This is a genomic window from Cellulomonas wangsupingiae (assembly GCF_024508275.1).
GTDB lineage: Bacteria > Actinomycetota > Actinomycetes > Actinomycetales > Cellulomonadaceae > Cellulomonas > Cellulomonas wangsupingiae.
Genome location: NZ_CP101989.1, coordinates 901,209 through 922,883 on the forward strand (window position 1 = coordinate 901,209; position 21,675 = coordinate 922,883).

At 75.1% G+C, this 21,675-nt stretch carries 17 protein-coding genes, 1 tRNA gene and 1 pseudogene; 13 read left to right on the forward strand and 6 right to left on the reverse strand.

Translation table 11 applies throughout. From position 1 onward, the window contains the following. Positions 1-3: 3 nt before the first annotated feature. Positions 4-462, reverse strand: a pseudogene (locus tag NP075_RS19075) (FmdB family zinc ribbon protein); the annotation flags it as partial. On the opposite strand from NP075_RS19075, the gene NP075_RS04325 reads away from it, so the two are divergent. Then, positions 448-3,015, forward strand: a complete 2,568-nt coding sequence (locus tag NP075_RS04325; RefSeq protein ID WP_227564075.1) for a penicillin acylase family protein — start codon at positions 448-450, stop codon at positions 3,013-3,015. The pseudogene NP075_RS19075 and the gene NP075_RS04325 sit on opposite strands and share 15 nt — an antisense overlap. 18 nt (positions 3,016-3,033) lie before the next feature. Here the strand turns inward: NP075_RS04325 and NP075_RS04330 are convergent, their stop codons facing one another. After that, the gene (locus NP075_RS04330; protein WP_256791496.1) at positions 3,034-3,699 is read right to left on the reverse strand and encodes a 5-formyltetrahydrofolate cyclo-ligase; all 666 of its coding nucleotides are present in this window, start codon (positions 3,697-3,699) and stop codon (positions 3,034-3,036) included. Between the two features lie 122 nt (positions 3,700-3,821). On the opposite strand from NP075_RS04330, the gene NP075_RS04335 reads away from it, so the two are divergent. The 5 genes from NP075_RS04335 (at position 3,822) to NP075_RS04355 (ending at position 8,281) form a co-directional block, all read left to right on the forward strand. Next, complete coding sequence (locus NP075_RS04335) at positions 3,822-5,066, forward strand: molybdopterin molybdotransferase MoeA (protein ID WP_227564080.1); 1,245 nt, start codon at positions 3,822-3,824, stop codon at positions 5,064-5,066. A 46-nt stretch (positions 5,067-5,112) separates the two neighbouring features. Next, complete coding sequence (locus tag NP075_RS04340) at positions 5,113-5,718, forward strand: GNAT family N-acetyltransferase (RefSeq protein WP_227564081.1); 606 nt, start codon at positions 5,113-5,115, stop codon at positions 5,716-5,718. An 80-nt stretch (positions 5,719-5,798) separates the two neighbouring features. Further along, on the forward strand, positions 5,799-6,905 hold the full coding sequence (locus NP075_RS04345; protein ID WP_227564083.1) for a hypothetical protein: 1,107 nt from the start codon (positions 5,799-5,801) through the stop codon (positions 6,903-6,905). 103 nt (positions 6,906-7,008) lie between these two features. Continuing rightward, a tRNA-Ala gene (locus NP075_RS04350) sits at positions 7,009-7,081 on the forward strand. Positions 7,082-7,375: 294 nt separating this feature from the next. Continuing rightward, positions 7,376-8,281, forward strand: coding sequence for a hypothetical protein (locus NP075_RS04355; RefSeq protein WP_227564085.1), 906 nt, complete (start codon positions 7,376-7,378; stop codon positions 8,279-8,281). Positions 8,282-8,357: 76 nt separating this feature from the next. Here NP075_RS04355 and NP075_RS04360 read toward each other — a convergent pair whose 3' ends face one another. Next, the gene (locus tag NP075_RS04360) at positions 8,358-9,857 is read right to left on the reverse strand and encodes a glycoside hydrolase family 6 protein (protein WP_227564086.1); all 1,500 of its coding nucleotides are present in this window, start codon (positions 9,855-9,857) and stop codon (positions 8,358-8,360) included. Positions 9,858-10,158: 301 nt separating this feature from the next. On the opposite strand from NP075_RS04360, the gene NP075_RS04365 reads away from it, so the two are divergent. Then, a complete protein-coding gene (locus tag NP075_RS04365) occupies positions 10,159-11,538 on the forward strand; it encodes a UTP--glucose-1-phosphate uridylyltransferase (protein ID WP_227564087.1) in 1,380 nt (459 codons plus the stop codon). A 103-nt stretch (positions 11,539-11,641) separates the two neighbouring features. On the opposite strand, the gene NP075_RS04370 is transcribed toward NP075_RS04365, so the two are convergent. Further along, positions 11,642-11,908, reverse strand: coding sequence for a GlsB/YeaQ/YmgE family stress response membrane protein (locus tag NP075_RS04370; RefSeq protein WP_227564088.1), 267 nt, complete (start codon positions 11,906-11,908; stop codon positions 11,642-11,644). Positions 11,909-12,091: 183 nt separating this feature from the next. On the opposite strand from NP075_RS04370, the gene NP075_RS04375 reads away from it, so the two are divergent. Continuing rightward, on the forward strand, positions 12,092-13,564 hold the full coding sequence (locus NP075_RS04375; protein ID WP_227564089.1) for a beta-N-acetylhexosaminidase: 1,473 nt from the start codon (positions 12,092-12,094) through the stop codon (positions 13,562-13,564). A 2-nt stretch (positions 13,565-13,566) separates the two neighbouring features. On the opposite strand, the gene NP075_RS04380 is transcribed toward NP075_RS04375, so the two are convergent. After that, positions 13,567-15,369, reverse strand: a complete 1,803-nt coding sequence (locus tag NP075_RS04380) for a dolichyl-phosphate-mannose--protein mannosyltransferase (RefSeq protein WP_227564090.1) — start codon at positions 15,367-15,369, stop codon at positions 13,567-13,569. 212 nt (positions 15,370-15,581) lie between these two features. On the opposite strand from NP075_RS04380, the gene rsmI reads away from it, so the two are divergent. Then, positions 15,582-16,442 (forward strand): 16S rRNA (cytidine(1402)-2'-O)-methyltransferase, encoded by an 861-nt coding sequence (rsmI, locus tag NP075_RS04385; protein ID WP_227564121.1) that lies wholly within the window; start codon positions 15,582-15,584, stop codon positions 16,440-16,442. Between the two features lie 12 nt (positions 16,443-16,454). On the opposite strand, the gene NP075_RS04390 is transcribed toward rsmI, so the two are convergent. Further along, entirely contained in the window at positions 16,455-17,048 is a 594-nt protein-coding gene (locus NP075_RS04390; RefSeq protein ID WP_227564091.1) for an isochorismatase family protein, read from the reverse strand. Between the two features lie 57 nt (positions 17,049-17,105). On the opposite strand from NP075_RS04390, the gene NP075_RS04395 reads away from it, so the two are divergent. The 4 genes from NP075_RS04395 (at position 17,106) to metG (ending at position 21,671) form a co-directional block, all read left to right on the forward strand. Next, positions 17,106-18,350: a PQQ-dependent sugar dehydrogenase gene (locus NP075_RS04395; RefSeq protein WP_227564092.1), complete on the forward strand. Its 1,245-nt coding sequence runs from the start codon at positions 17,106-17,108 to the stop codon at positions 18,348-18,350. Positions 18,351-18,553: 203 nt separating this feature from the next. Beyond that, the gene (locus tag NP075_RS04400) at positions 18,554-18,721 is read left to right on the forward strand and encodes a hypothetical protein (protein ID WP_227564093.1); all 168 of its coding nucleotides are present in this window, start codon (positions 18,554-18,556) and stop codon (positions 18,719-18,721) included. A 19-nt stretch (positions 18,722-18,740) separates the two neighbouring features. Then, positions 18,741-19,874: a PH domain-containing protein gene (locus NP075_RS04405; protein WP_227564094.1), complete on the forward strand. Its 1,134-nt coding sequence runs from the start codon at positions 18,741-18,743 to the stop codon at positions 19,872-19,874. Between the two features lie 9 nt (positions 19,875-19,883). Continuing rightward, positions 19,884-21,671, forward strand: a complete 1,788-nt coding sequence (gene metG, locus NP075_RS04410; RefSeq protein ID WP_227564095.1) for a methionine--tRNA ligase — start codon at positions 19,884-19,886, stop codon at positions 21,669-21,671. Positions 21,672-21,675: the final 4 nt, after the last annotated feature.

Here is a 21,675-nt window from a genome sequence, read left to right on the forward strand (position 1 = left end):
CTTGAACACCACGCCGACCGTCGAGAACACCTTGCGCAGCCGACCCTCGCACTCCGGGCAGACCGTCAGGGCGTCGTCGGTGAACGACTGCTGCACCTCGAAGGCGTGCTCGCAGGCCGTGCAGCGGTAGGCGTAGGTGGGCAACGTGACTCCCGATCGTCGTCGCCGGCGTGCCCGGCGTCCTCGAAGTGTTCCTGCTCCTGGAGGTCGTCCCGGCGGCCGTCCCGCGGGCCCGTGGCCCGCCGAGGCGTACGCGACGGTCGACCGACCCGCCGGACGTGCGCCGGACCGCACGGCACCTGCCGCACGGGACCTGCCGCACCGACGGGCTGCGCCCGCAGACGTGGCCGACCGGCGCGGACGCGGCCGGGACGGCGCTGGCACTCTCAGGATCCGAGTGCCAACTCTAGCGCTCGCGTCAAGCGACCTCGCGGGTACCCTGCGACCGTGCCCCGTCGCCACCGCATGCGCACCGCGCTCGTCGTCACCGCCGTCGTCGTCGTGGTCGCGCTGGTGACCTCCGCGCTCGCGACCGCGCTCGTGCTGCGGCGCCCCCTGCCGGACGTCCAGGGCACCCAGCGGCTGCCCGGGCTGGGTGCGGAGGTCCAGGTCACGCGCGACGCGCGCGGCGTGCCGACCGTCGTGGCCGAGACACCGCACGACCTGTTCCTCGCCCAGGGCTACGTGTCCGCGCAGGACCGGTTCTTCGAGATGGACTACCGCCGGCACGTGACGGCGGGTCGCCTCTCGGAGCTCGTCGGGGTGAACGAGGACGCGCTCGCCTCGGACAAGGTGGTGCGCACGCTCGGCTGGCGCGTCGTGGCGGAGCAGGAGTGGGCCCTGCTGTCCGACACGACGCGGGCGCACCTGCAGGCCTACGCCGACGGCGTCAACGCCTACCTGGAGGACCGCGACCCGGGGTCCATCGCCATGGAGTACACGGTGCTCGGCCTGCGGGTCCCGCAGCGGGCCCCCGAGCCGTGGGACCCGGTCGACTCGCTCGCCTGGCTCAAGGCCATGGCCTGGGACCTGCGCTCCAACTACGACCGCGAGCTGTCGCGGGCGATCACGTACCAGTCCGTGCCCGACGTCGCGCGCGTCGAGGAGCTCTTCCCGCCCTACCCGCAGGACCGCAACATGCCGATCCTGACGGCCGCGGAGCTGACGGCGGGCGTGCAGCCCGCCGTCGCGGTGGACCTGGACCTGACGGCGTCGGACCTCCAGGACGCGCTCGCGTCGGCCGACCGGGCGCTCGCCGCCGTGCCGCACCTCGTGGGTGAGGGCGAGGGCGTCGGGTCGAACTCGTGGGTCGTGTCCGGCGAGCACACGGTGTCCGGCAAGCCGATCCTGGCCAACGACCCGCACCTGGGCATCTCCGCGCCCGGCATCTGGTCCCAGGTCGGGCTGCGGTGCGCGGACGTGTCGGAGGCCTGCCCCTACGACGTCACCGGGTTCGCCCTGGCGGGCCTGCCGGGCGTGGTCATCGGCCACAACGGCGCGCTCGCGTGGGGCCTGACCAACATGGGCGCCGACGTCACCGACTTCTTCCTCGAGCGGATCGACCGCGACGGTGCGCGCGTCGACGGCGGGCACGAGCAGCTGGGCGCGCGGATGGAGACCATCGAGGTGGCCGGCGGCGACGACGTCGAGATCGCGATCCTCAGCACCCGGCACGGCCCCATCGTGTCCGACGTCCTGCCGGTGAACCCGGCCGCGCAGGCACCCGTGCCGGCCGACGCACCGGGGACGCGCTTCGCCGTGTCGCTGGCGTGGACGGCGCTCGAGCCCGGCCGCACGGTCGACGCCCTCTTCTCGCTCATGACCGCGGACGACGCCGACGACGTCGCCGCGGCCGCCGCGCTGTTCGACGTGCCGTCCCAGAACATCGTGTTCGCGACGACCGACGGCCGGATCGGCTACCAGGCCCCGGGGCGGATCCCTGTGCGTGCGGCCGTGGACGGGCCCGTGCCGTCGGACGGCACGTGGCCCCGGCCGGGCTGGGACTCGCGCTACGACTGGCAGGGCTGGGTGGACCCGGCGGCGATGCCCCGCACGCTCGACCCGGCCGAGGGGTTCGTCGTCGCGGCGAACCAGGCCGTCACCCCCGCGGGCGTCGGCCCGTTCCTCGGCAGGGACGTCGACTACGGCTACCGCTCGCAGCGGATCCGCGACCTGCTGACGGCGCGCATCGCCGAGGCGCAGCCCGTCGACGTCGCGTCGACGGCCGACCTGCAGACGGACCAGCGCAGCCCGTACGCGCAGGTGCTCGTGCCGGCGCTGCTCGAGATCACCGTGGAGGACCCGTTCGACCGGCGCGGCCAGCAGCTGCTGCGCGACTGGGACCAGGTGATGGACGTCGACTCCGCCGCGGGCATGTACTTCGCGGCCGTGTGGGCCGACGTCCTGGAGCTCACGTTCGCCGACGACCTGCCGGAGGGGCACGGGCCCACGGGCGACTCCCGCTGGCTGGAGGTCGTCCGGACGATGCTCGAGAACCCCACGTCCCCGTGGTGGGACGACAGGTCCACCCCGGGTGTCGTCGAGGGGCGTGACGACGTCCTCGCCCGCGCGCTCGTCCAGGCGCGGCGGCAGCTCACGGCGCAGATCGGCAGCCGCACCGACGACTGGGCGTGGGGCCTGCTGCACGTCGCCGCACCGCAGCACCCCGTCCTGGGCGGCGACGGCTCGCCCGACATCGTCCGCCGCGTCGTCAACCCGTCGCCGCAGCGGGTCGGCGGTGGCTCGTCCATCGTCGACGCGAGCGGGTGGGACGCGTCGTCCGGGTCGTTCGCCGTGACGTCGGCGGCGTCGATGCGCATGGTCGTCGACCTGGGCGACCTCGACGCCTCCACGTGGGTCAACCTCACCGGCACGTCGGGGCACCCGGCCAGCAGCCACTACGACGACCAGCTGGAGGCGTGGGCGCAGGGCCGCCAGTTCCCGTGGCCGTACTCCGGGGTGGCCGTCGAGGCGGACGCGGTGGACCGCCAGACGCTGGCACCGGCCGAGGGCTGAACCCGGGCCGCGCGCGTGTCAGGCGTCGGCGTCGGGCTGCGGCCCCAGCCGACGCCAGCCGTCCGGCGTCGCCACGGCGGTGACGGTCAGGTCGTGCGGCTCGCGGGGGACGACGTCGAGGAGCTCGTCCTCGTGGACCAGTGCGATCACCGGGGCGCCGGGCCGCACGTGCGTCAGCACGCGGTCGTACCAGCCCCCGCCCTGCCCGAGGCGGCCGCCCGCGACGTCCACCGCGAGCGCGGGGACGAGGACCACGTCGGCGTCCGCCAGGGTCGCGGCGCCGAGCGGCGGGCCGCTCGGCTCCGGGGGGCGGCCCGGTGCGCGCTCCCGCAGGTCGTCGCGGCCGGCGTACTCGGCCCAGTCGCGCTGCAGACCGGTGCCCAGCACCGGCATGAGCAGCCGGACGCCGCGCGCGGCGAGCTCGTCGAGGATCGGGCCGGTGCCCGGCTCGGTGGGACGCGAGGCGTACACGCTCACGCAGCGCGCCGCGGCGACCTCGGGGATGGTCAGGAGGACCTGCGCGAGCTGCTCCGCGACCTCGGCGCGACGTCGCGCCGACCGGTGGTTGCGTCGGGCGCGCACCTGGCGCCGCAGACGGTCCTTGTCCTCGGACATGTCGCGAGGCCGGGGGTTCCCGACGGTCGCCTCGTCGACGTGCCAGGGGGGCTGGGCGGCGGTGCTCATGTCACCAGTGTCGCAAACGTCGCGCCCGCCACGATCGTCCCGCTCCGTTCCGTGGTGCACCGGGCCGGTGCCGAGGGGCGCGGCGACCCCGGCGCGAGCCGCCGACCGGGCACAATGCGCGCATGAGATCGGTCCAGGACCACCTCGCCGCCGTGCTCGCGGCCGCAGGCCCGGTGCCCCCGCTCGACGTCGTGCTCCACGACGCGTCGGGCTGCATCCTGGCGGCGGACGTCGTCGCGCCCGTCGACGTGCCGGCCGTGCCGGTGGCCACCCGGGACGGGTACGCCGTCGCCGCGGACGACACGTACGGCGCGGGAGCGCACGGCCCCGACCTGCCGGTCGCGCACGACCTGCACGCCGGCAGCCCGGCGGGCCTGCGGCACGTGCCCGGGACGGCCGTGCGCGTGGCCTCGGGGGCGCCGCTGCCGCTCGGGGCGGACGCGGTGGTGCCGATCGAGGAGACGGACCGCGGGCAGGCCCGGGTCGCGTTCCAGCGCGTGGCCGTCGCGGGGCAGCACGTGCGGTACGCGGGGGCGGACGTCCGTGCGGGCGAGCTCGTCCTGACGGCGGGCACGCGGCTCGGGGCCCGGCAGATCGCGCTCGCCGCGGCGATGGGCCGCGGGCGCCTGACCGTGCACCCGACGCCGCGCGTCGTGCTGCTGTCGGTCGGCAGCGAGCTCGTCGAACCGACGACCGCGGCCCGCCCCGGCACGGTGTTCGAGGTCGACGGGCACGCCCTCGAGGCCGCGGTGCGCGACGCCGGTGCGACACCCGTGCGCGTCGGCGCCGTCCCCGACGAGCAGGCCGTGCTGCGCGAGGCGCTCGAGGACCAGCTCGTGCGGGCGGACCTCGTCGTGCTCACCGGCGGCCTGTCCGAGCTCGCGCACGACACCGTCAAGGACGTCCTCGCGCCGCTCGGCACGGTCCGGATCGACCAGGTGGCCATGACGCCCGGCCTGCGGCACGGCTTCGGGACCGTCGGTGCGCTGGGCCTCGACGCGGGGGAGCGGGGTGGCCGCACCGTCCCGCTGTTCGCGCTGCAGGGGCACCCCGTCGCCGCGCAGGTGTCCTTCGAGGTGTTCGTCCGGCCGGCGCTGCGCGCGATGGCCGGGCACACCGAGCTGTTCCGCCCCTCGGTGACCGCGACCGCCACGCACGGGTGGGCGTCGCCGCCCGGGCTCCGGCAGTTCGTCCCGGCGACCGTGCTCGGGTCGCCCGACGAGGGGTACCGTGCGACGCCGATCGGTGACCCGTCGGCGCCGTCGACGACCGCGCTCTCGCACGCGAACGCGCTGGCCGTCGTCGGCGAGGGCGACGTGACGGTGCACCCGGGGTCGGTCGTGCACTGCCTGGTGCTGGAGGGGTGAACGTGCAGCCGGACGGAACCTTGACCACGACCCGGGAGGGGTGAGCGTGGCTGTCGGGTGGCCCGCCGTCCTCGTCGACGGCGACGTGCGGCTGCGGCCGCTGCGCCGCCGGGACGCGGACGCGTGGATGGCGCTGCGGGCGCGCAACCTCGGCTGGCTGGAGCCGTGGGACGCGACCAGCCCCGAGCCGGTGAAGGGACCGCGGCCGACGTTCGGGCAGTTCGTGCGGGCGCTCGGGGCGCAGGCGCGCGAGGGGTCGGCGCTGCCCTTCGCGGTGGAGCGCGGCGGTGAGCTCGTGGGGCAGCTGACGGTCTCCTCGATCCAGTACGGCTCGTTGCGCTCGGGCTCCATCGGGTACTGGGTGTCCCGGGACGCCGCCGGCCAGGGGATCACCCCGACGGCCGTGGCGCTCGCGACCGACCACTGCTTCCGGGTGCTCGGGCTCCACCGTGTCGAGGTCAACATCCGGCCGGAGAACGGCCCGTCGCTGCGCGTCGTCGAGAAGCTCGGGTTCCGCGACGAAGGGCTGCGCCTGCGGTACCTGCACATCCGCGGGCAGTGGTGCGACCACCGGTCGTTCGCGCTCACGGTCGAGGACGTGCCCGAGGGGCTCGTCGAGCGGTGGCACCGCAGGCGCCTGCAGGGGCACTAGCACCGTCCGGAGACGGAACGCGGGCGCGACACGCCGCACCGGTGCGGCGCCGGGGGCGCCGGGCACCCTACCGTCGTGACGTGAATGAACTCGCAGGCCCCGCAGCGCTCGCGCTCGTGGGTCTGTGGGCGGCGTATCTGGTGCCGCACCACCTGCGGCACCGTCAACGGTTGCTGGAGGCTCGGGCCGACGACCGGTTCTCCGCGGGTCTGCGCGTCGTCGCGGTGGCGAGCAGCACGCGCCGCCGGCTGGGGCGCGGGGCTGCGGCGGCCGGGATGTGGGGACCGAGCACGTCGGCACTGCTGACCCCGGGGACGGGGGTGCCGACGGCGTACGTCGGCACGCTGACAGGAGGCACCACCGTGGATCGACCGCACGCCACACCCGAGCGCATCTCCGCCGAGGCCGCACGCCGGCTCGCGCAGGCGCGTGCCGCCCGGGCGGCGTCCGCTGCCCGTCGCGGGGCCGCCGCGCGCCGCCGCGGGCTGCTCGCGGCCGTCCTCGTCGCCGCGTCCGTCGCCGGCTGGGTCATGGCGGGCGTCGCGCCCGCCGTGACGTGGGTCGTCGGCGCCGTCCCGACGGTGCTGCTCGCGTCCGTCGTCGTCCTCGGGCGGCGTGCCGTGATCGCCGGTCATGCCGCCGACGCGCAGTGGGCGCGGACGATCGAGCGCGAGGAGCGGCTCGCCGCGCGTCCGCGCACCGGTGCGACGGCCGTCGTGCGGCCGCGCACGGGCGCGACGCCCGCCGTGACCGCCGACCCCGGTGCCCCCGTGCCGCTGGTGACCGGTCACGCGGTCCGGCCGTCGGACGCGCACACCGAGGTCTTCGAGCGGATCGTCGAGGACCGCGGCGAGTCCGCAGGCCCGGCGCGGCACGCGACCGGCCAGGTGCCGGTGGTGCGACGCGCCGCGGGCACCGCCCAGGACGGCGCCGGCGACGAGCAGGACTCCGAGTGGTCGCCCGTGCGCGTGCCGAAGCCGACGTACACGATGAAGGCGCCGGCGCCACGCCGCGAGCCCGCACCCCTGGGGGAGGCCGACGCGGAGGCGTCGACGGCCCGCCGCCCCGCCGACGCGCCGACGACCGCGGACACCGCGCCCGCAGCGGAGTCGGAGCCCGCCGCCGTCACGACCGGCAGCATCGACCTCAACGCGGTGCTGGCGCGCCGCCGCGCGGCCGGCCAGTAGCCCTCGTCCCGGCGGCGCGTGTGACGTGCGCCGCAACGGTCGTGGGGCGTGCTCCCGGTTTCCGCAGCGGGGCGCGGTGATGCTAGTGTGATCCCCGCTTCAAGGGGCTGTGGCGCAGTTGGTAGCGCGTCTCGTTCGCAATGAGAAGGTCAGGGGTTCGAATCCCCTCAGCTCCACCCTGTGATGTCGCAGGACATCAGCAGCAGGCCGGACCCTCAGGGTCCGGCCTGCTGGCGTTTCCGGGGGTGGGCGTCCCTGCCGCCCCGTGGCCACGGTGCGGGGGAGGCGGCGGTCTCATCCGAACGGGTCTCTCGTTCGCCTCATGGGGCGAGGCGCGCGCTGATAGTTTCCGGACACATCGCGTGGACGCGTGGCCGGTGGCGCGCACACGCTGCCCGCGACCCGGCGAGGGGCCCCCAGTGAACGATCGACGTGCAGACGGACGTGGGACGAAGATGTGGGGAACGGCGGTGCTCACCGTCGGCTTGCTGGCGCTCGGTGCGTCGACCGCCGCGGCCGCCCCGGTCGGTCGAGAGGCCAGCCCGGGAGACGGCTTCACCGCTCCGACGAGCAGCGACCAGTTCGCCACCCAGCTCGGCATCAGCACGGTGTGCGCCGACGGCGGCGTCGCCGCCGCGGTCTACTCCACGATGAAGGCGGGCACGCCCTGGTCGGTCGGTGACGGCCTGATGTACATCGGCGGCGAGCGGGCCACGATCACCCGCCCGAGCTCCGGTGAGGAGTTCGGGTACAGCTTCGAGGACATCCTCTACCTCGAGAGCGTCCCCGAGCTGTGGCTCATGGACCCCGACGAGGGGGACGGCATGACGATCGCCGAGGGCGACGTGGCGACGGTCCGCTACGCGATCGGCGACAACCAGGAGGACGGCATCCCGGTCTCCACCACGCTGGACTGCTCCGCACCGGGCGCCGTCTTCCGGTTCTGGAGCCCGCGGTTCGACAACGCCCACTTCTTCACGACGAGCTACGCCGAGGCGGCGCACATCATCGGCGGCGACAGCAACTGGCAGTACGAGGGTGTCGCGTTCCGTGGGGCCCCGCTGGTCGACGGCACGTGCACGCAGGGCGAGGCGGTCCACCGCTTCTACTCGCCGGTCTTCCAGTCGCACTTCTTCACGAAGAGCGAGTCCGAGAAGGCGCACATCGTCGCGAACGACCGGAACTGGAGCTACGAGGGCGTCGCGTACTGCGCGGCCGCCTCCCCGGCCGCCGGCACGACCCCGCTCCACCGCTTCTGGAGCCCCGCCTTCGGCAAGCACTTCTTCACCGCCGACCAGGGCGAGGCCGACCACATCCGCGCCAACGACCGCAACTGGACCTACGAGGGCGTCGCCTACCACGTCTGGGGTGCCTGAGCACTCGTGCGGCCGCGTGCCCGCCGGACGGCGGGCACGCGGCACGGGCGTCCCGTGCGGTGGCGCAGGGCCCGCCCTACCAGCCCGCCCGTGCGCTCAGCCCCAGCAGGTACGCCTCCCAGAACCTGCCCGCGGCCGGCCCGCCGTTGCACGCGCCGTCGGACCGGCCCGGCGTCTTGAGCCACAGGTCGGCGACGTGCGGTCCGGTGCCCGTGGCCCGCGGCGGGTGCCCGAGCGCGCGCCCCTCGGGGTTGCACCACACCGTGCCGGTCGGCCCGGCCAGCGGGCCGTTGCCGTTGCGGGACGTGTCGACGACGAACGCGGCCCCACCGAGCAGCGTCGACACGTACGTGCCGTAGGCGACCTCGTGGGCGCTGGTCTGGAAGTTCGACGTGTTGACGGCGAACCCGGCCGCCCGGTCGACGCCCGCGGCGCGCAGGCGCTGCGCGATGTCGGTCAGGTGACGGGTGCTCCAGCCGAAGCTGTTGCTCGACGCCGCGTCCAGGTACACCTCCGCGCCGGCGCCGGCGTACGCGCCGACCGAGTACCGCAGCAGGTCGAGGCGTTCGGTGCTGTCGCCGCACCGGTCCAGGTGCAGCAGCGCGTCGGGCTCGACGACGACGACGGCCCGCGATCCCGCGATCCCGGCCGCGACGGCGTCGACCCACGCGCGGTACCCGTCCGGCGTCGTGATGCCGCCCGAGGAGTGGCTGCCGCAGTCGCGGTCGGGGATCGCGTAGGTGACGAACACCGGCGTCGCCCGGGCCGCGGCCGCCGCCTGGGCGTACGCCCGCACCCGCGTCGTGTCGTCGGCGGGGCCCAGCCACCGGGCGGTGCCGCGACCGGCGGCCTTCTCCAGCAGCACCGCGTCGGCCGTGCGGCCCGACGCGCGCGCAGCGCGGGCCGCTACGGCCGCGTCGCCCGCGGGGTCCGCGTACGCGGGCCGGTCCCGCAGCGCCGTCCGGTGGACGCGCTCGCCCTCGCCGTCGGGCCGCGTGCCCCCGGCCCCCGGCAGCTGCGGCCGGGGCAGCGGCGCAGGAAGCGGCAGCGTCACCACCGCCGGCACCTTCGGGGCGGCCGGGGTCGGGGTGGACCAGACGCTCGCACCCGCGGTCGAGATGAGGTACACCCGCGCGTGGTCCTTGACGACCAGACGGGCACCCGGGGACGCCGCGCCCGCGCTCCACAGCACGTCGCCACCCGTGACGACCTGCAGGTCGCCGGCCGGGGTCACCGCCGCGTGGGCGCCGGGGGTCGTCGTCGCCGTCCGCCACACCACGGCCGAGGCGCGCGTCAGCACGAGGTCGCCGTCGCCGCGCATCGTCAGCCGGACGTCGCCGACCGCGATCGACTCCTCCGCCCGCAGCACTCCACCCGACAGCACCCGGTCGGCGACGCCCGCCGCGCGCCCGTCACCCGTCGGGAGGTCGCGCACCTGGGCCTCACGCACGGCGGGCCCGGCAGTCGCCGGCAGGGGGACCAGGGCGGTCGTGGCCGCCAGGGCGGCGCCGACGGCCACGACGGCGCCCGTCAGCAGGCGGGACAGGGCGGAGGTGCGGGGCATCGGCGCAGACATCAGGGCTTCCTCGTCGGGGTCGCCTGCCCGATCGGCCGGCGCGCACGCCCGATGCGTCGGCGCCCGGGTGACCGATCCCCGGGCGTTCGGTGCGAAGCACGGCGATTGCGGCGGCCCCGCCCTGTGAGCGTGGACACAGCCGCGGCCGCCCTCGCCGGTGCGCCGCGCGGGCGAGAGCCCGCACTGACCGGCGACTCCCCGCCGCACGCCCGCGAACGCGCAGGTGAACGCTGTGTGACGGCGAGGCCCCTGTGAGCGGGGTCACCGCAGCGGGTGACCGATTCGCCGCTAACGTCGACGCATGAACGGACTCGCCCTCGCCCAGCGCAAGATGCGTGACGCCGACGTGCCCCCCGCCGCGGTCGACGTGTTCTCCCGGTTCTACGGTCTCCTGGAGTCCGGGAGCACGGGGATCGTCCGTGAGGCGGACGTCGACCCGCTGACGGACGTCCCCCACCTGGACACCCTGGAGGTCGACGACGCCGCCGCGGCGGACGCGCTCGCCCGCACGGCCGTCATCAAGCTCAACGGCGGCCTCGGCACGTCGATGGGCATGGACCGCGCGAAGTCGCTGCTGCCCGTGCGCGGGCGGCGCACCTTCCTCGACGTCATCGCCGACCAGGTCCTCGCGGCCCGCAAGAACACGGGCGCGCGCCTGCCGCTGGTCCTCATGAACTCGTTCCGGACCCGCGACGACTCCCTCGCCGCGCTCGCCGCCCACCCGGCGCTCGCCGTCGACGGGGTCCCGCTGGACTTCCTGCAGAACCGTGAGCCCAAGCTGCTGGTCGACGGGCTGACGCCCGTCGACTGGCCCGCCGACCCGACGCTCGAGTGGTGCCCGCCCGGCCACGGCGACCTGTACCCGGCGCTGTACTCCTCGGGCGTCCTGACGGCACTGCTCGACGCCGGCTTCCGTTACGCGTCCGTCTCCAACTCCGACAACCTCGGTGCGACGCCCGACGCGCGCGTCGCGGGCTGGTTCGCGGCGACGGGTGCGCCGTTCGCCGCCGAGGTCGCGCGCCGCACCCCGGCGGACCGCAAGGGCGGGCACCTGGTGGTCCGGCGCTCGGACGGGCGGATCGTGCTGCGGGAGTCCGCGCAGACCGCGCCCGAGGACGCCGACGCCGCGGCCGACATCGCGGCGCACGCCTACTTCAACACCAACAACCTGTGGCTGGACCTCGAGGCGCTCGCCGCGGAGCTGGACCGCACGGGCGGTGTCCTGGACCTGCCGCTGATCCGCAACGAGAAGAACGTCGACCCGACGGACAGGACGTCCCCGAAGGTCGTGCAGATCGAGTCCGCCATGGGCGCCGCGATCGAGGTGTTCGACGGCGCCGCGGTGCTGGAGGTGGGCCGCGAGCGGTTCCTGCCCGTCAAGACGACGAACGACCTGCTGGTGCTGCGCTCCGACGTGTACGACGAGGACGACGCGCACCGCCTCGTCGCCGCCGTCCCCGCGCCGTTCGTGGACCTCGACCCGGCGCACTACGCGCTCGTCGGCGGCTTCGACGCGCTCGTGCCCGACGTGCCGTCGCTGCGTGCCGCGACGTCGCTCAAGGTGCGCGGCCGGTGGACCTTCGGGCCGGACGTGCGGGTCGTCGGTGACGCCGAGCTCGTCGGCGACGGGGGCGAGGTGCCCGCGAGCGCGACGCTCGACGCGGCCGGCGTGCACGCCTGACGCGCCCCGCCCGCGCCCGGCGTCGTCCGGACGTGCCGAGGGCCGGCACCCGGCGTCGTGCGCCGTGGTGCCGGCCCTCGCGTCCGTGCTGGTCGCCCGCTGGTCAGCGGCGCTTGCCGGCCCAGCTCGCGTAGATGATGACGAAGATCGCCGCGAGGACGACCTGCAGGAGGATCTCGATCCAGTCGATGCCGTCGGTGACCGCGACGCCCACCTGCTGCGCCAGCCACGTGCCGATGAGCGCCGCCACGATCCCGATGATGATCGTCACGACGATCGAGATGTTCTGCTTGCCGCGCACCAGGAGGCGGCCGAGCGCCCCGATGATCGCACCGATGACGATGGCACTGATGATGCCGGAGATACCCATGTCCACTCCTCAGAAGTCAGGACCGATGACCGGTCTGCGAGGAAACTAGGGCACCTCGGCGCAGTCCGCTCGTCGAAAGCGCAGGTTGTGACCCGACGCACCTTGCGGCGCTTCGTCCTGATTGGGTCTCCGGCGGGGTAGGTTGCCGTCGCTGGGGTGACGTCGCCCGTCCTGAGGAGTGCCGTGTCCGACGCGTTCGCGATCGTGCCAGTCCCGCTCGTCGTCCAGCCGTCCTCGCAGGCGCCGTTCGTCATCACGCGGTCCACCGTCGTCGTCGTGGACGCGGACGAGGAGCTCGTGCCCGTCGCGGTCCTCACCGCCGACCTGCTCGGCCGTGTCAGCGGGCGTGCCGTGGAGATCCGGTACGCCGAGCCCGACGCCCCGGGGGTCGTGCGGATGCGGCTCGTCGAGGACCTGCCGCCCGGCCCGGAGACGTACCGGGTCGTCGTGGGGCAGGGGCGCGTGCGCCTCGAGGCGCGCACCACCGACGGCCTCGTCCACGCGGTCGTGACGCTGCGCCAGCTGCTGCGCGAGCGCGCGGACGGCGGCATGCAGGTCGACGCCGTCCGCATCGAGGACGCCCCCCGGTACCCGTGGCGCGGCCTGTCGCTGGACGTCGCGCGGCACTTCGTCAGCGTGCCGGACCTGAGGGTCCTCATCGGCCTCATGGGGCACTACAAGCTCAACGTGCTGCACCTGCACCTCACCGACGACCAGGCGTGGCGCCTGGACCTGCCGTCGCGGCCCGAGCTCGTCCGACGCTCGAGCGCGCACTCCGTGGGCGGCGACCCCGGTGGGTACTACTCGGCCACCGACTGGGACGAGATCCTCGCGTACGCCCGGGCCCGCGCGATCCGCGTCGTGCCCGAGATCGACGTGCCGGGGCACGTCAACGCGGCGCTGCACGCGTACGACGAGCTGAACCCCGACGGGCGGGCCCCCGACGAGTACCTCGGCATCGAGGTGGGCTTCTCGCGCCTGCACGACGACCTGCCCGCGACGCACGCGTTCCTCGCCGACGTCTTCGGCGACCTGGCCGACATGACGCCGGGCGGGTACCTGCACATCGGCGGCGACGAGGTCCTCACGATGGCGCCGGACGAGTACGAGCGCCTCGTGCGGTCGGCCGCGGCCGCCGTGACCGCGCACGGCAAGCGCGTCGTCGCCTGGCAGGAGGTGGCGTCGGTCGCCGAGCTGCCCGCGGGGACGGTCGTGCAGTACTGGGACACCCGCGTGGACCCCGCGCCGTTCGTCGCCGCGGCGCGCGCCGGCGCGCGGCTCCTGATGTCACCGGCATCGAAGGTGTACCTGGACATGAAGTACCGCCCGGGGTTCCCGCTCGGGCAGGAGTGGGCCGGGCACGTCGAGCTGCGCGACGCGTACGACTGGGAGCCGGACGAGCTCGTCGAGGACCTGCCCCCCGACGCGGTCGTCGGCGTCGAGGCCGGCCTGTGGACCGAGACGCTGCGCACGCTGGACGACCTGACGACGATGCTGCTGCCGCGGCTCGCCGCGGTCGCCGAGGTGGCGTGGAGCGCGCCGGACCGCCGGGACTTCGACGACTTCACCGCGCGGCTGCGCGCGCACGGCCGGCACTGGGACCGGCTGGGCCTCGCCTGGCACCACACCCCGCAGGGCAGCTGGGACGACGCCTGACGTCAGACCCAGGTGGGCAGCCACATCCGCAGGTGCCACTGCTCCCACGGGATGACGAACGCCGCCCACACCGGGTAGAAGAACAGCCCGACGCCCACGACGAGAGCCACGAACACCCCGATCGCGGCGATCGTCCAGCGCCGTGCGCGACGGTCGCCGTCGGTCCCGTCATCGCCGACCGCCGGCCCCACCAGCAGCCCGAGGACGTACACGAGCGTCAGCACGACCCACGGCACGAACGCCACGGTGTAGAACGCGAAGATCGTGCGGTGCGCGTACGCGAACCACGGCAGCCACCCGGCGACCACGCCCGACAGCACGGCGCCGGCACGCCAGTCGCGGTAGCGGACCAGCCAGAACAGGGCCACGAGGATCGCGGCGGCACCCGCCCACCAGATGAGCGGGTTGCCGACGGCGACGATCGCCTGCGAGCAGGACTCGGCGCCGCACGCCCGCTGCGCGGCCTCGCCGGTCAGCCCGGACACCTCCGGCGGGTAGAAGAACGAGGTCGGCCGCCACTGCACGATCCAGCCCAGCGGGCCGGCGGCGTAGCCGTGCGGCGTCTCCAGGCCGTTGTGGAACCGCCACATGTCCTGGTGGTACGCCCACAGCGACCGCAGCGCGGGGGGCAGCCACGTGACGCCCTGCCCCGGGTTGTCCTGCGCCCAGTGCCGGTTCCACCCGCCGTCCGTCGCGAACCACCCGGCCCACGTGCCGAGGTAGGTGAGCAGCGCGGTGGGCACCATGACGAGGAACGCGACCACGGCGTCCTTGACGAGCGTGGCCCGCACCCACGGGCGCACACCGGCGCTGCGACGCGCCGTCGCGTCCCACATCACGGTGAGCAGGCCGAAGACCGCGAGGAAGTACAGGCCCGACCACTTGGTGCCGATCGCCAGGCCGAGCAGGACACCCGCCGCGAGCCGCCACCAGCGGAACCCGAGGCCGGGGCCCCAGCCCAGCGTGCCGCCGGCGTCGAGGACCGCGGCGGACCGGACCGCGAGGCGTCGTCGTGCCTGCTCCCGGTCGAGGATCAGGCAGCCGAACGCGGCCAGCGCGAAGAACATGAGGAACGGGTCGAGCAGGCTGACCCGCGACTGCACGATCGCCTGGCCGTCCAGCGCGAGGAACAGCCCTGCGGTGGTGCCCAGCGCGGTGGAGGCGAACAGCCGGCGCGCGATGCGCGCGATCATCAGCACCGCGAGCGTGCCGCACACGGCGGCGGCCAGACGCCACGCGGACGAGCTCTCGACCCCGCCGCCCAGCCGCATGCCGAGCGCGATCATCCACTTGCCCATCGGCGGGTGGACGACGTACTCCGGGTCCGTGCCGAGCATGCTCGTGTCGCCGGCCTCGAAGGCCGCGTTCGGCTCCTCGCCCCAGGACGCCTCGTAGCCGCGCACGAGCAGCGAGTAGGCCTGCTTGACGTAGTACGTCTCGTCGAACACCAGCGAGTGCGGGCGGCCGAGGTTCCACAGCCGCAGAAAGCCCGCCAGCGCCGTGACGGCGAGCGCCCACAGCCAGCCGTTCAGGCGGGCGCGCGGTGTCGCGTCGAGCGCGAGCGTGCCGGCCCCGAGCAGCCTGTCCAGCAGGCGCCGCTCGTGCGGTTCCTCGGGGGGCGCGACGGGATCCTCGGGGAGCGCGGCGGGGTCGCCCGTGGTCGTCCCCGGGTCGGCGGTGCCGGCCGGGGTCGCCGCGGTGCCCGGCCGGTCCCCGGCCGCGGCGGGCAGCGTGTCCGCGGCGGTGTGCGGGGTCGCGCCCGGGCCGCTGGGCACGCGCTCGGTGTCGTCTCCGTCGGTCGGCACCGGGCCATCGTAGAGGTACCCGGAAGGGGGCGATCCGGGCGTGCCCGGCCGGTGGGACGCGGGCCGGTGCGCGCCGCCCGGGCGGGGGTCCCCGCGGGTGGTGGCAGGCTGGGACGGTGACCGTGACACCGCCCGCCGAGCCCGTCCAGGACCCCGTCGACGACGCGGCGCCCGACCTCACGGACCGTCCCGCGGTCACCGCGCCGGCGACGGTGCCGCCGGCCCGCTCGGTGCGTGGCGGGGCGCTCGTCCTCGCGGCGACCCCGATCGGCGACGCCGAGGACGCCTCCGGCCGCCTGCGCCGCCTCCTGGCCGACGCGGACGTCGTCGCCGCGGAGGACACGCGCCGCACGCGCGCGCTCGCCGCCCGGCTGGGGGTGACGATCGGCGGGCGCGTCGTCAGCCACCACGAGCACAACGAGGCCGACCGCGCGGACGAGCTGCTCGACGTCGTCGCCGGCGGCGGCACGGTGCTCGTCGTCAGCGACGCCGGGATGCCCACCGTGTCGGACCCGGGGTTCCGGGTCGTGCAGGCGGCCGTGGCCGCAGGGCTCCCGGTGACCGTCGCACCGGGCCCGAGCGCCGTGCTGGCGGCGCTCGCGCTGTCCGGCCTGCCGACGGACCGGTTCTGCTTCGAGGGGTTCCTGCCGCGGCGCCCGGGGGACCGCGCCCGGGCGCTGACGGCGCTCGCCTCCGAGCGGCGGACGATCGTGCTGTTCGAGGCGCCGCACCGTGTCGCGGACGCGCTCGACGCGCTCGTCGACGCGTTCGGTGCCGACCGTCCGGCGGCGGTGTGCCGCGAGCTGACCAAGACCTACGAGGAGGTGCGACGCGGCCCGCTGGCCGAGCTGGCCGCGTGGGCGCGTGCGGGCGAGGTGCGCGGCGAGGTCGTGCTCGTCGTCGGCGGCGCCCCGGCCGACGGCCCGCGGGACGTGGCGGACCTCGTGCCCGAGGTCCGGGCCCGCGTCGACGCGGGCGAGCGGCTCAAGACGGTCGTCGCCGAGGTCGCCGAGGCGACCGGTGTGCCGAAGCGCGACCTGTACGCGGCGGCCCTGGCGTCGCGGACCCCCTGAGCCCGCGCGGCGTCACAGGGTGCGCGAGTCGACCAGCTCGGCGCCCGCGGCCGCCATCGCCTCACGCGCGGCGGCACCCTGCTCGGGCGTCACCGGGACCGTGAGGTCCGTCAGCACGCGCGCCCGCAGCCCGGCCGTCAGCGCGTCGAGGGTGGTCGCCCGCACGCAGTGGGACTCGGCGATGCCCACGACGTCGACGTCGGTGACGCCCGCGTCGCGCAGCAGGTCGGCCAGCGGGCGGCCGTCGGCGTCGACGCCCTCGAAGCCGGAGTAGGCCGCCGCGTACTCGCCCTTGCGGACGCTCACGTCGGGGCGCAGGTCCGCCAGCGCCGGGTGCAGCTCGGCCTCGGGCGTGCCGACGACGGCGTGCGGCGGCCAGGTGTCGACGTAGTCGGGCGTGTCCGAGAAGTGGGTGCCCGGGTCGACGTGCCAGTCCTGCGTCGTCGCGACCAGCGCGTAGCGGCCCCGGTGCGCGGCCGCGTAGTCGGCGACGGCGTGCGCGACCGCGTTGCCGCCGTCGACGGCCAGCGCACCGCCCTCGCAGAACGTCGGCTGCACGTCCACGACGATCAGCGCGCGCGTGGGGGGCCTCGTCGTGTCGTCCATGGCGCCATCCTGCACCGTGCGCGCGCCGGGGTGGGGCCCGCGCGGCACAGTGGTGCCATGGGACGTCGCCGCGGACCCGCGCGCGGGCTGGTGGCCGCGCTGACGGGCGTCGGCCTCGCGGGTGCCGCGCTCGCGGGCTGCACCCCGGACCCGCCCACCCCCGCGCCGTCGCGGACCACGGCCACCGCGGCGCCGTCGCCGACCGCCGCCCCGCCCTCGGCGGAGCCCACGGCGCCCGCGCCCGTCGTGCGCGACGTGCCGACGGTGGCCGTCACGTCCGTCCACGACGTCGCGACGGGCCTGGCCGCACCGTGGGGCCTGGCGTTCCTCCCGGACGGCCGCGCGGTGGTGACGCTGCGCGACGAGGCGCGTCTGGTGGTCGTCGGCGGGGACGGGACGGTCACGGACGTGACGGGCCCCGGCGCCGAGGAGATCGCCGCGCTGACCGCCCCGCGCGGCGAGGGCGGGCTGCTCGGCGTGACCGTCGTACCCGGGGACGACGCCGCGACGGGGTCCGTCGACGTCGTCGTCTACCTGACGGCCGCGCGCGACAACCGCGTCCTGCGTGCGACGCTCGCCGGGACGACGCTCGGCCCCACGCGGGTGCTGCTCGACGGCATCCCGCGTGGCTGGAACCACAACGGCGGCCGCGTCGAGCTCGGCCCGGACGGCCACCTGTACGTCACGACGGGCGACACGTACACGCCGGGCGTCGCGCCCGACCCCGTGAGCCTCGGCGGCAAGGTCCTGCGCGTCACGACGGACGGGGCGCCGGCGCCCGGCAACCCCGACCCGTCGTCGCCCGTGTGGACCCGCGGGCACCGCAACGTGCAGGGCATCGGCTGGGCGCCGGACGGCCGGCTGTTCGCCTCCGAGTTCGGCCAGGACACCTGGGACGAGCTCAACGTGCTGCGCGCGGGTGCGGACCACGGCTGGCCCACGGTCGAGGGGCGGGGCGGGGCGGACCGGGGGTTCACCGACCCGGTCGCCGTGTGGGCCACGTCGGACGCGTCGCCGTCCGGCCTCGCCGTGACGGACGAGGGCGTGTACCTCGCGGGCCTGCGCGGACGCACCCTGTGGCGGGTCCCGCTGCGGCCCGTCGACGCGTCCGCCCTGGACGACCCCGCGTCGGACGCCGCCGGCGTCGGGACCCCGCAGCCCCTGCTCGCAGGGGAGCACGGCCGGCTGCGGGCCGTCGAGGTCGCGCCCGACGGGTCGCTGTGGGTGCTGACGAACAACACCGACGGGCGCGGCACTCCGGTGGCGGGGGACGACCGCATCCTGCGCGTCACGGTCGGCTGACGCCCGGCGTCACGTGAGACGCCGCTGAGAGTCCGGTTGCGACCGGCGTGGCCGCTACGGGTGGATCGTCCCGATCGGTACTGTGTGCGCCGTCCGGTGACCCGCACCCGTGGGCCCCCGGTGACCGACCGGACGACGACGACGGCGGTGACGACCTGAGCACCACGACCACGCGACGACGAGCGACCCGGAGAGGCCGACCAATGCCCGCGAGAGCGAAGAGCATCCTCATGTGGATCGTCGTGATCTTCCTCATCTACGCCGTGGTGACGAACCCCGACCAGGCCGCCGACGTCGTGCGCGCCATCTGGGACTTCATCTACGGGGCGTTCACCGGCTTCGCGCGGTTCTTCGACAACCTGGCCTCCTGACGCCGGACGAGGTGACGAGGTGACGACGGACCACGCGACGCGCATCGTCATGTCGCACCGGCTGCTGCGCCGGTACGTGCTGCCCAGCGAGCGCGTCGTGCTGGCGACCCGCCGGCACTGGGCGCGCCTGCTGGAGCCCGCGCTGTCCGCGTCCGCGGTCTTCGCCGTGTGCGGCTGGCTCACGTACGTGCTGCAGCCGACGCTCGGCGACGGCGTCCTCGCGGTGTGGTGGCTGTGGCTCGCGGCCCTGGGCCGGTTCGCCTGGTACCTGCTGGTGTGGCGCGTCGAGTGGTTCGTCGCGACCGACAAGCGGATGCTCCTGCTGACGGGCCTCGTCACGCACCAGGTCGGCATGATGCCGCTGATGAAGGTCACCGACATGCGGTACTCGCGGTCGGTGCCGGGCCAGATGCTGGGCTACGGGCAGTTCCTGCTCGAGTCCGCCGGCCAGGACCAGGCGCTGCGGCAGATCAACTGGGTGGCCCGGCCCGACGCGACGTACCGCGACCTGTGCGCGCTCATCTTCACGCCCGTGACCCCGCCACCCTCCGACGGCGAGGACGGCCCGGCCCCGCGCCGGCGCGCGGCGGCGCGCCCGCCCGAGGGACCGCCGCCGTCGGTGCCGCCCGCGCGCACGGGCCGGGCGGGCGCGCTCGCCGTCGCGGAGGCGCCGGTGACGCCCCCGCGGACGGGCACCGTCCCGGGGCAGCGCGTCGACCCGCACCCCGACGGGCCGCCCGACGACGGCGCGCCGGACCGCTGGGCCGAGCCCGTGGTCGTCTGGCCGTCCCGCGAGCAGCCCTTCGAGCCGGACGACACCCAGCCGCTGCGGATCCGCCCCCGCGACGAGACCGACGACGTCGACGCCCCGCCCGGCGACGGTGCCGAGCCCGAGCGTCGTCTGCCGCCGACGCTGGCCGAGGCGGCCGAGGACGGCATGTCCGTCGAGGCCGAGGCGATCGCCGGGGAGGAGGCGCTGCGGCTCGACGAGGAGGAGGCGCACGAGCGCGCGTGGGACGTCTCGGACCCGTCGGCCCGGTTCGTCGACCTGGGCGGCCGCCGCGGGCGCGACGACGTGGACGCGCCGGAGGACCCGCCGGAGCCCGGACCGGTGGATGGGAAAGAGGACGAGGGCGAGGACCGCCGCACCTAGGATCGACGCATGTCCCGCATCCTGTCGGCCGTCGCGTGGCCCTACGCGAACGGCCCCCGCCACATCGGTCACGTCGCCGGCTTCGGCATCCCGTCGGACGTCTTCAGCCGGTACATGCGCATGGCGGGGCACGACGTGCTCATGGTCTCGGGCACCGACGAGCACGGCACGCCGATCCTCGTGCAGGCCGACAAGGAGGGCGTCAGCGCCCAGGAGCTCGCGGACCGGTACAATCGCGTCATCGTCGAGGACCTCACGGCGCTGGGCCTGTCGTACGACCTGTTCACGCGCACCACGACGCGCAACCACTACGCGGTGGTGCAGGAGATGTTCCGCACCGTGCACAAGAACGGGTACATGGTCGAGAAGACGACCATGGGCGCCGTCAGCCCGTCGACGGGCCGCACGCTGCCCGACCGCTACATCGAGGGCACGTGCCCCATCTGCGGTTACGACGGCGCGCGCGGCGACCAGTGCGACAACTGCGGCAACCAGCTCGACGCGATCGAGCTCATCAACCCGACGAGCAAGATCAACGGCGAGACACCGCGCTTCGTCGAGTCGAACCACTTCTTCCTCGACCTGCCCGCGTTCGTCGACGCGCTGGGCGACTGGCTGCGCACGCGCACCGGGTGGCGTCCCAACGTGCTGAAGTTCTCGCTCAACCTGCTCGACGACGTGCGTCCGCGTGCCATGACGCGGGACATCGACTGGGGCATCCCTGTGCCGCTCGACGGCTGGGAGCAGAACCCGACCAAGCGGCTGTACGTGTGGTTCGACGCGGTCATCGGGTACCTGTCGGCGTCGATCGAGTGGGCGCGCCGCAGCGGCGACCCGGACGCGTGGCGCCAGTGGTGGAACGACCCCGAGGCCCTGTCGTACTACTTCATGGGCAAGGACAACATCACGTTCCACTCCCAGATCTGGCCGGCGGAGCTCCTGGGCTACGACGGCAAGGGCGCGCGCGGCGGTGCGCCCGGCGCGTACGGGTCGCTGAACCTGCCGACCGAGGTCGTGTCGAGCGAGTTCCTCAACGTCGAGGGCAAGCAGTTCTCGACGTCGCGCGGCCGCGTGATCCTCGTGCGCGACATGCTCGCCCGCTACCAGCCCGACGCGCTGCGCTACTACATCTCGGTCGCCGGGCCGGAGATGCAGGACGTCGACTTCACGTGGGCGGAGTTCAAGCGCCGCACCAACGACGAGCTCGTCGCGGGCTGGGGCAACCTCGTCAACCGCACCGCGAGCATGGTGCACAAGAACTTCGGCGAGATCCCGACGCCGGGCCGGCGCGAGCCCGTCGACGAGGCGCTGGTGGCCGAGGTCACCACCGCGTTCGGGCGCGTCGGCGAGCTCGTCGGCGCGCACCGGCAGCGCCAGGCGCTGCAGGAGGCCATGCGGGTGGTCGGCGAGGCCAACCGGTACGTCTCGGAGACCGAGCCGTGGAAGCTCAAGACGGACCCGGACCGCCTGGCCACGGTGCTGCACACCACGACCCAGGCGGTCAGCGACCTCAACACGCTGCTCGCGCCGTTCCTGCCGCACAGCGCGCAGGCGGTGCACGAGGCGCTGGGCGGCACGGGGACGTTCTCGCCGCAGCCGCGCATCGAGGAGGTCACCGACCTCGACGACGACTCGCGGCACTACCCGGTCATCACGGGCGACTACACCTCGGTGCGGGGCACGTGGCAGCCGAAGGCGATCGTGCCGGGCACCCGGATCGACAAGCCGACGCCCGTGTTCACCAAGCTCGACGACGCCATCGTCGAGGAGGAGCTCGAGCGCCTGCGGCAGGCCTGAGGCC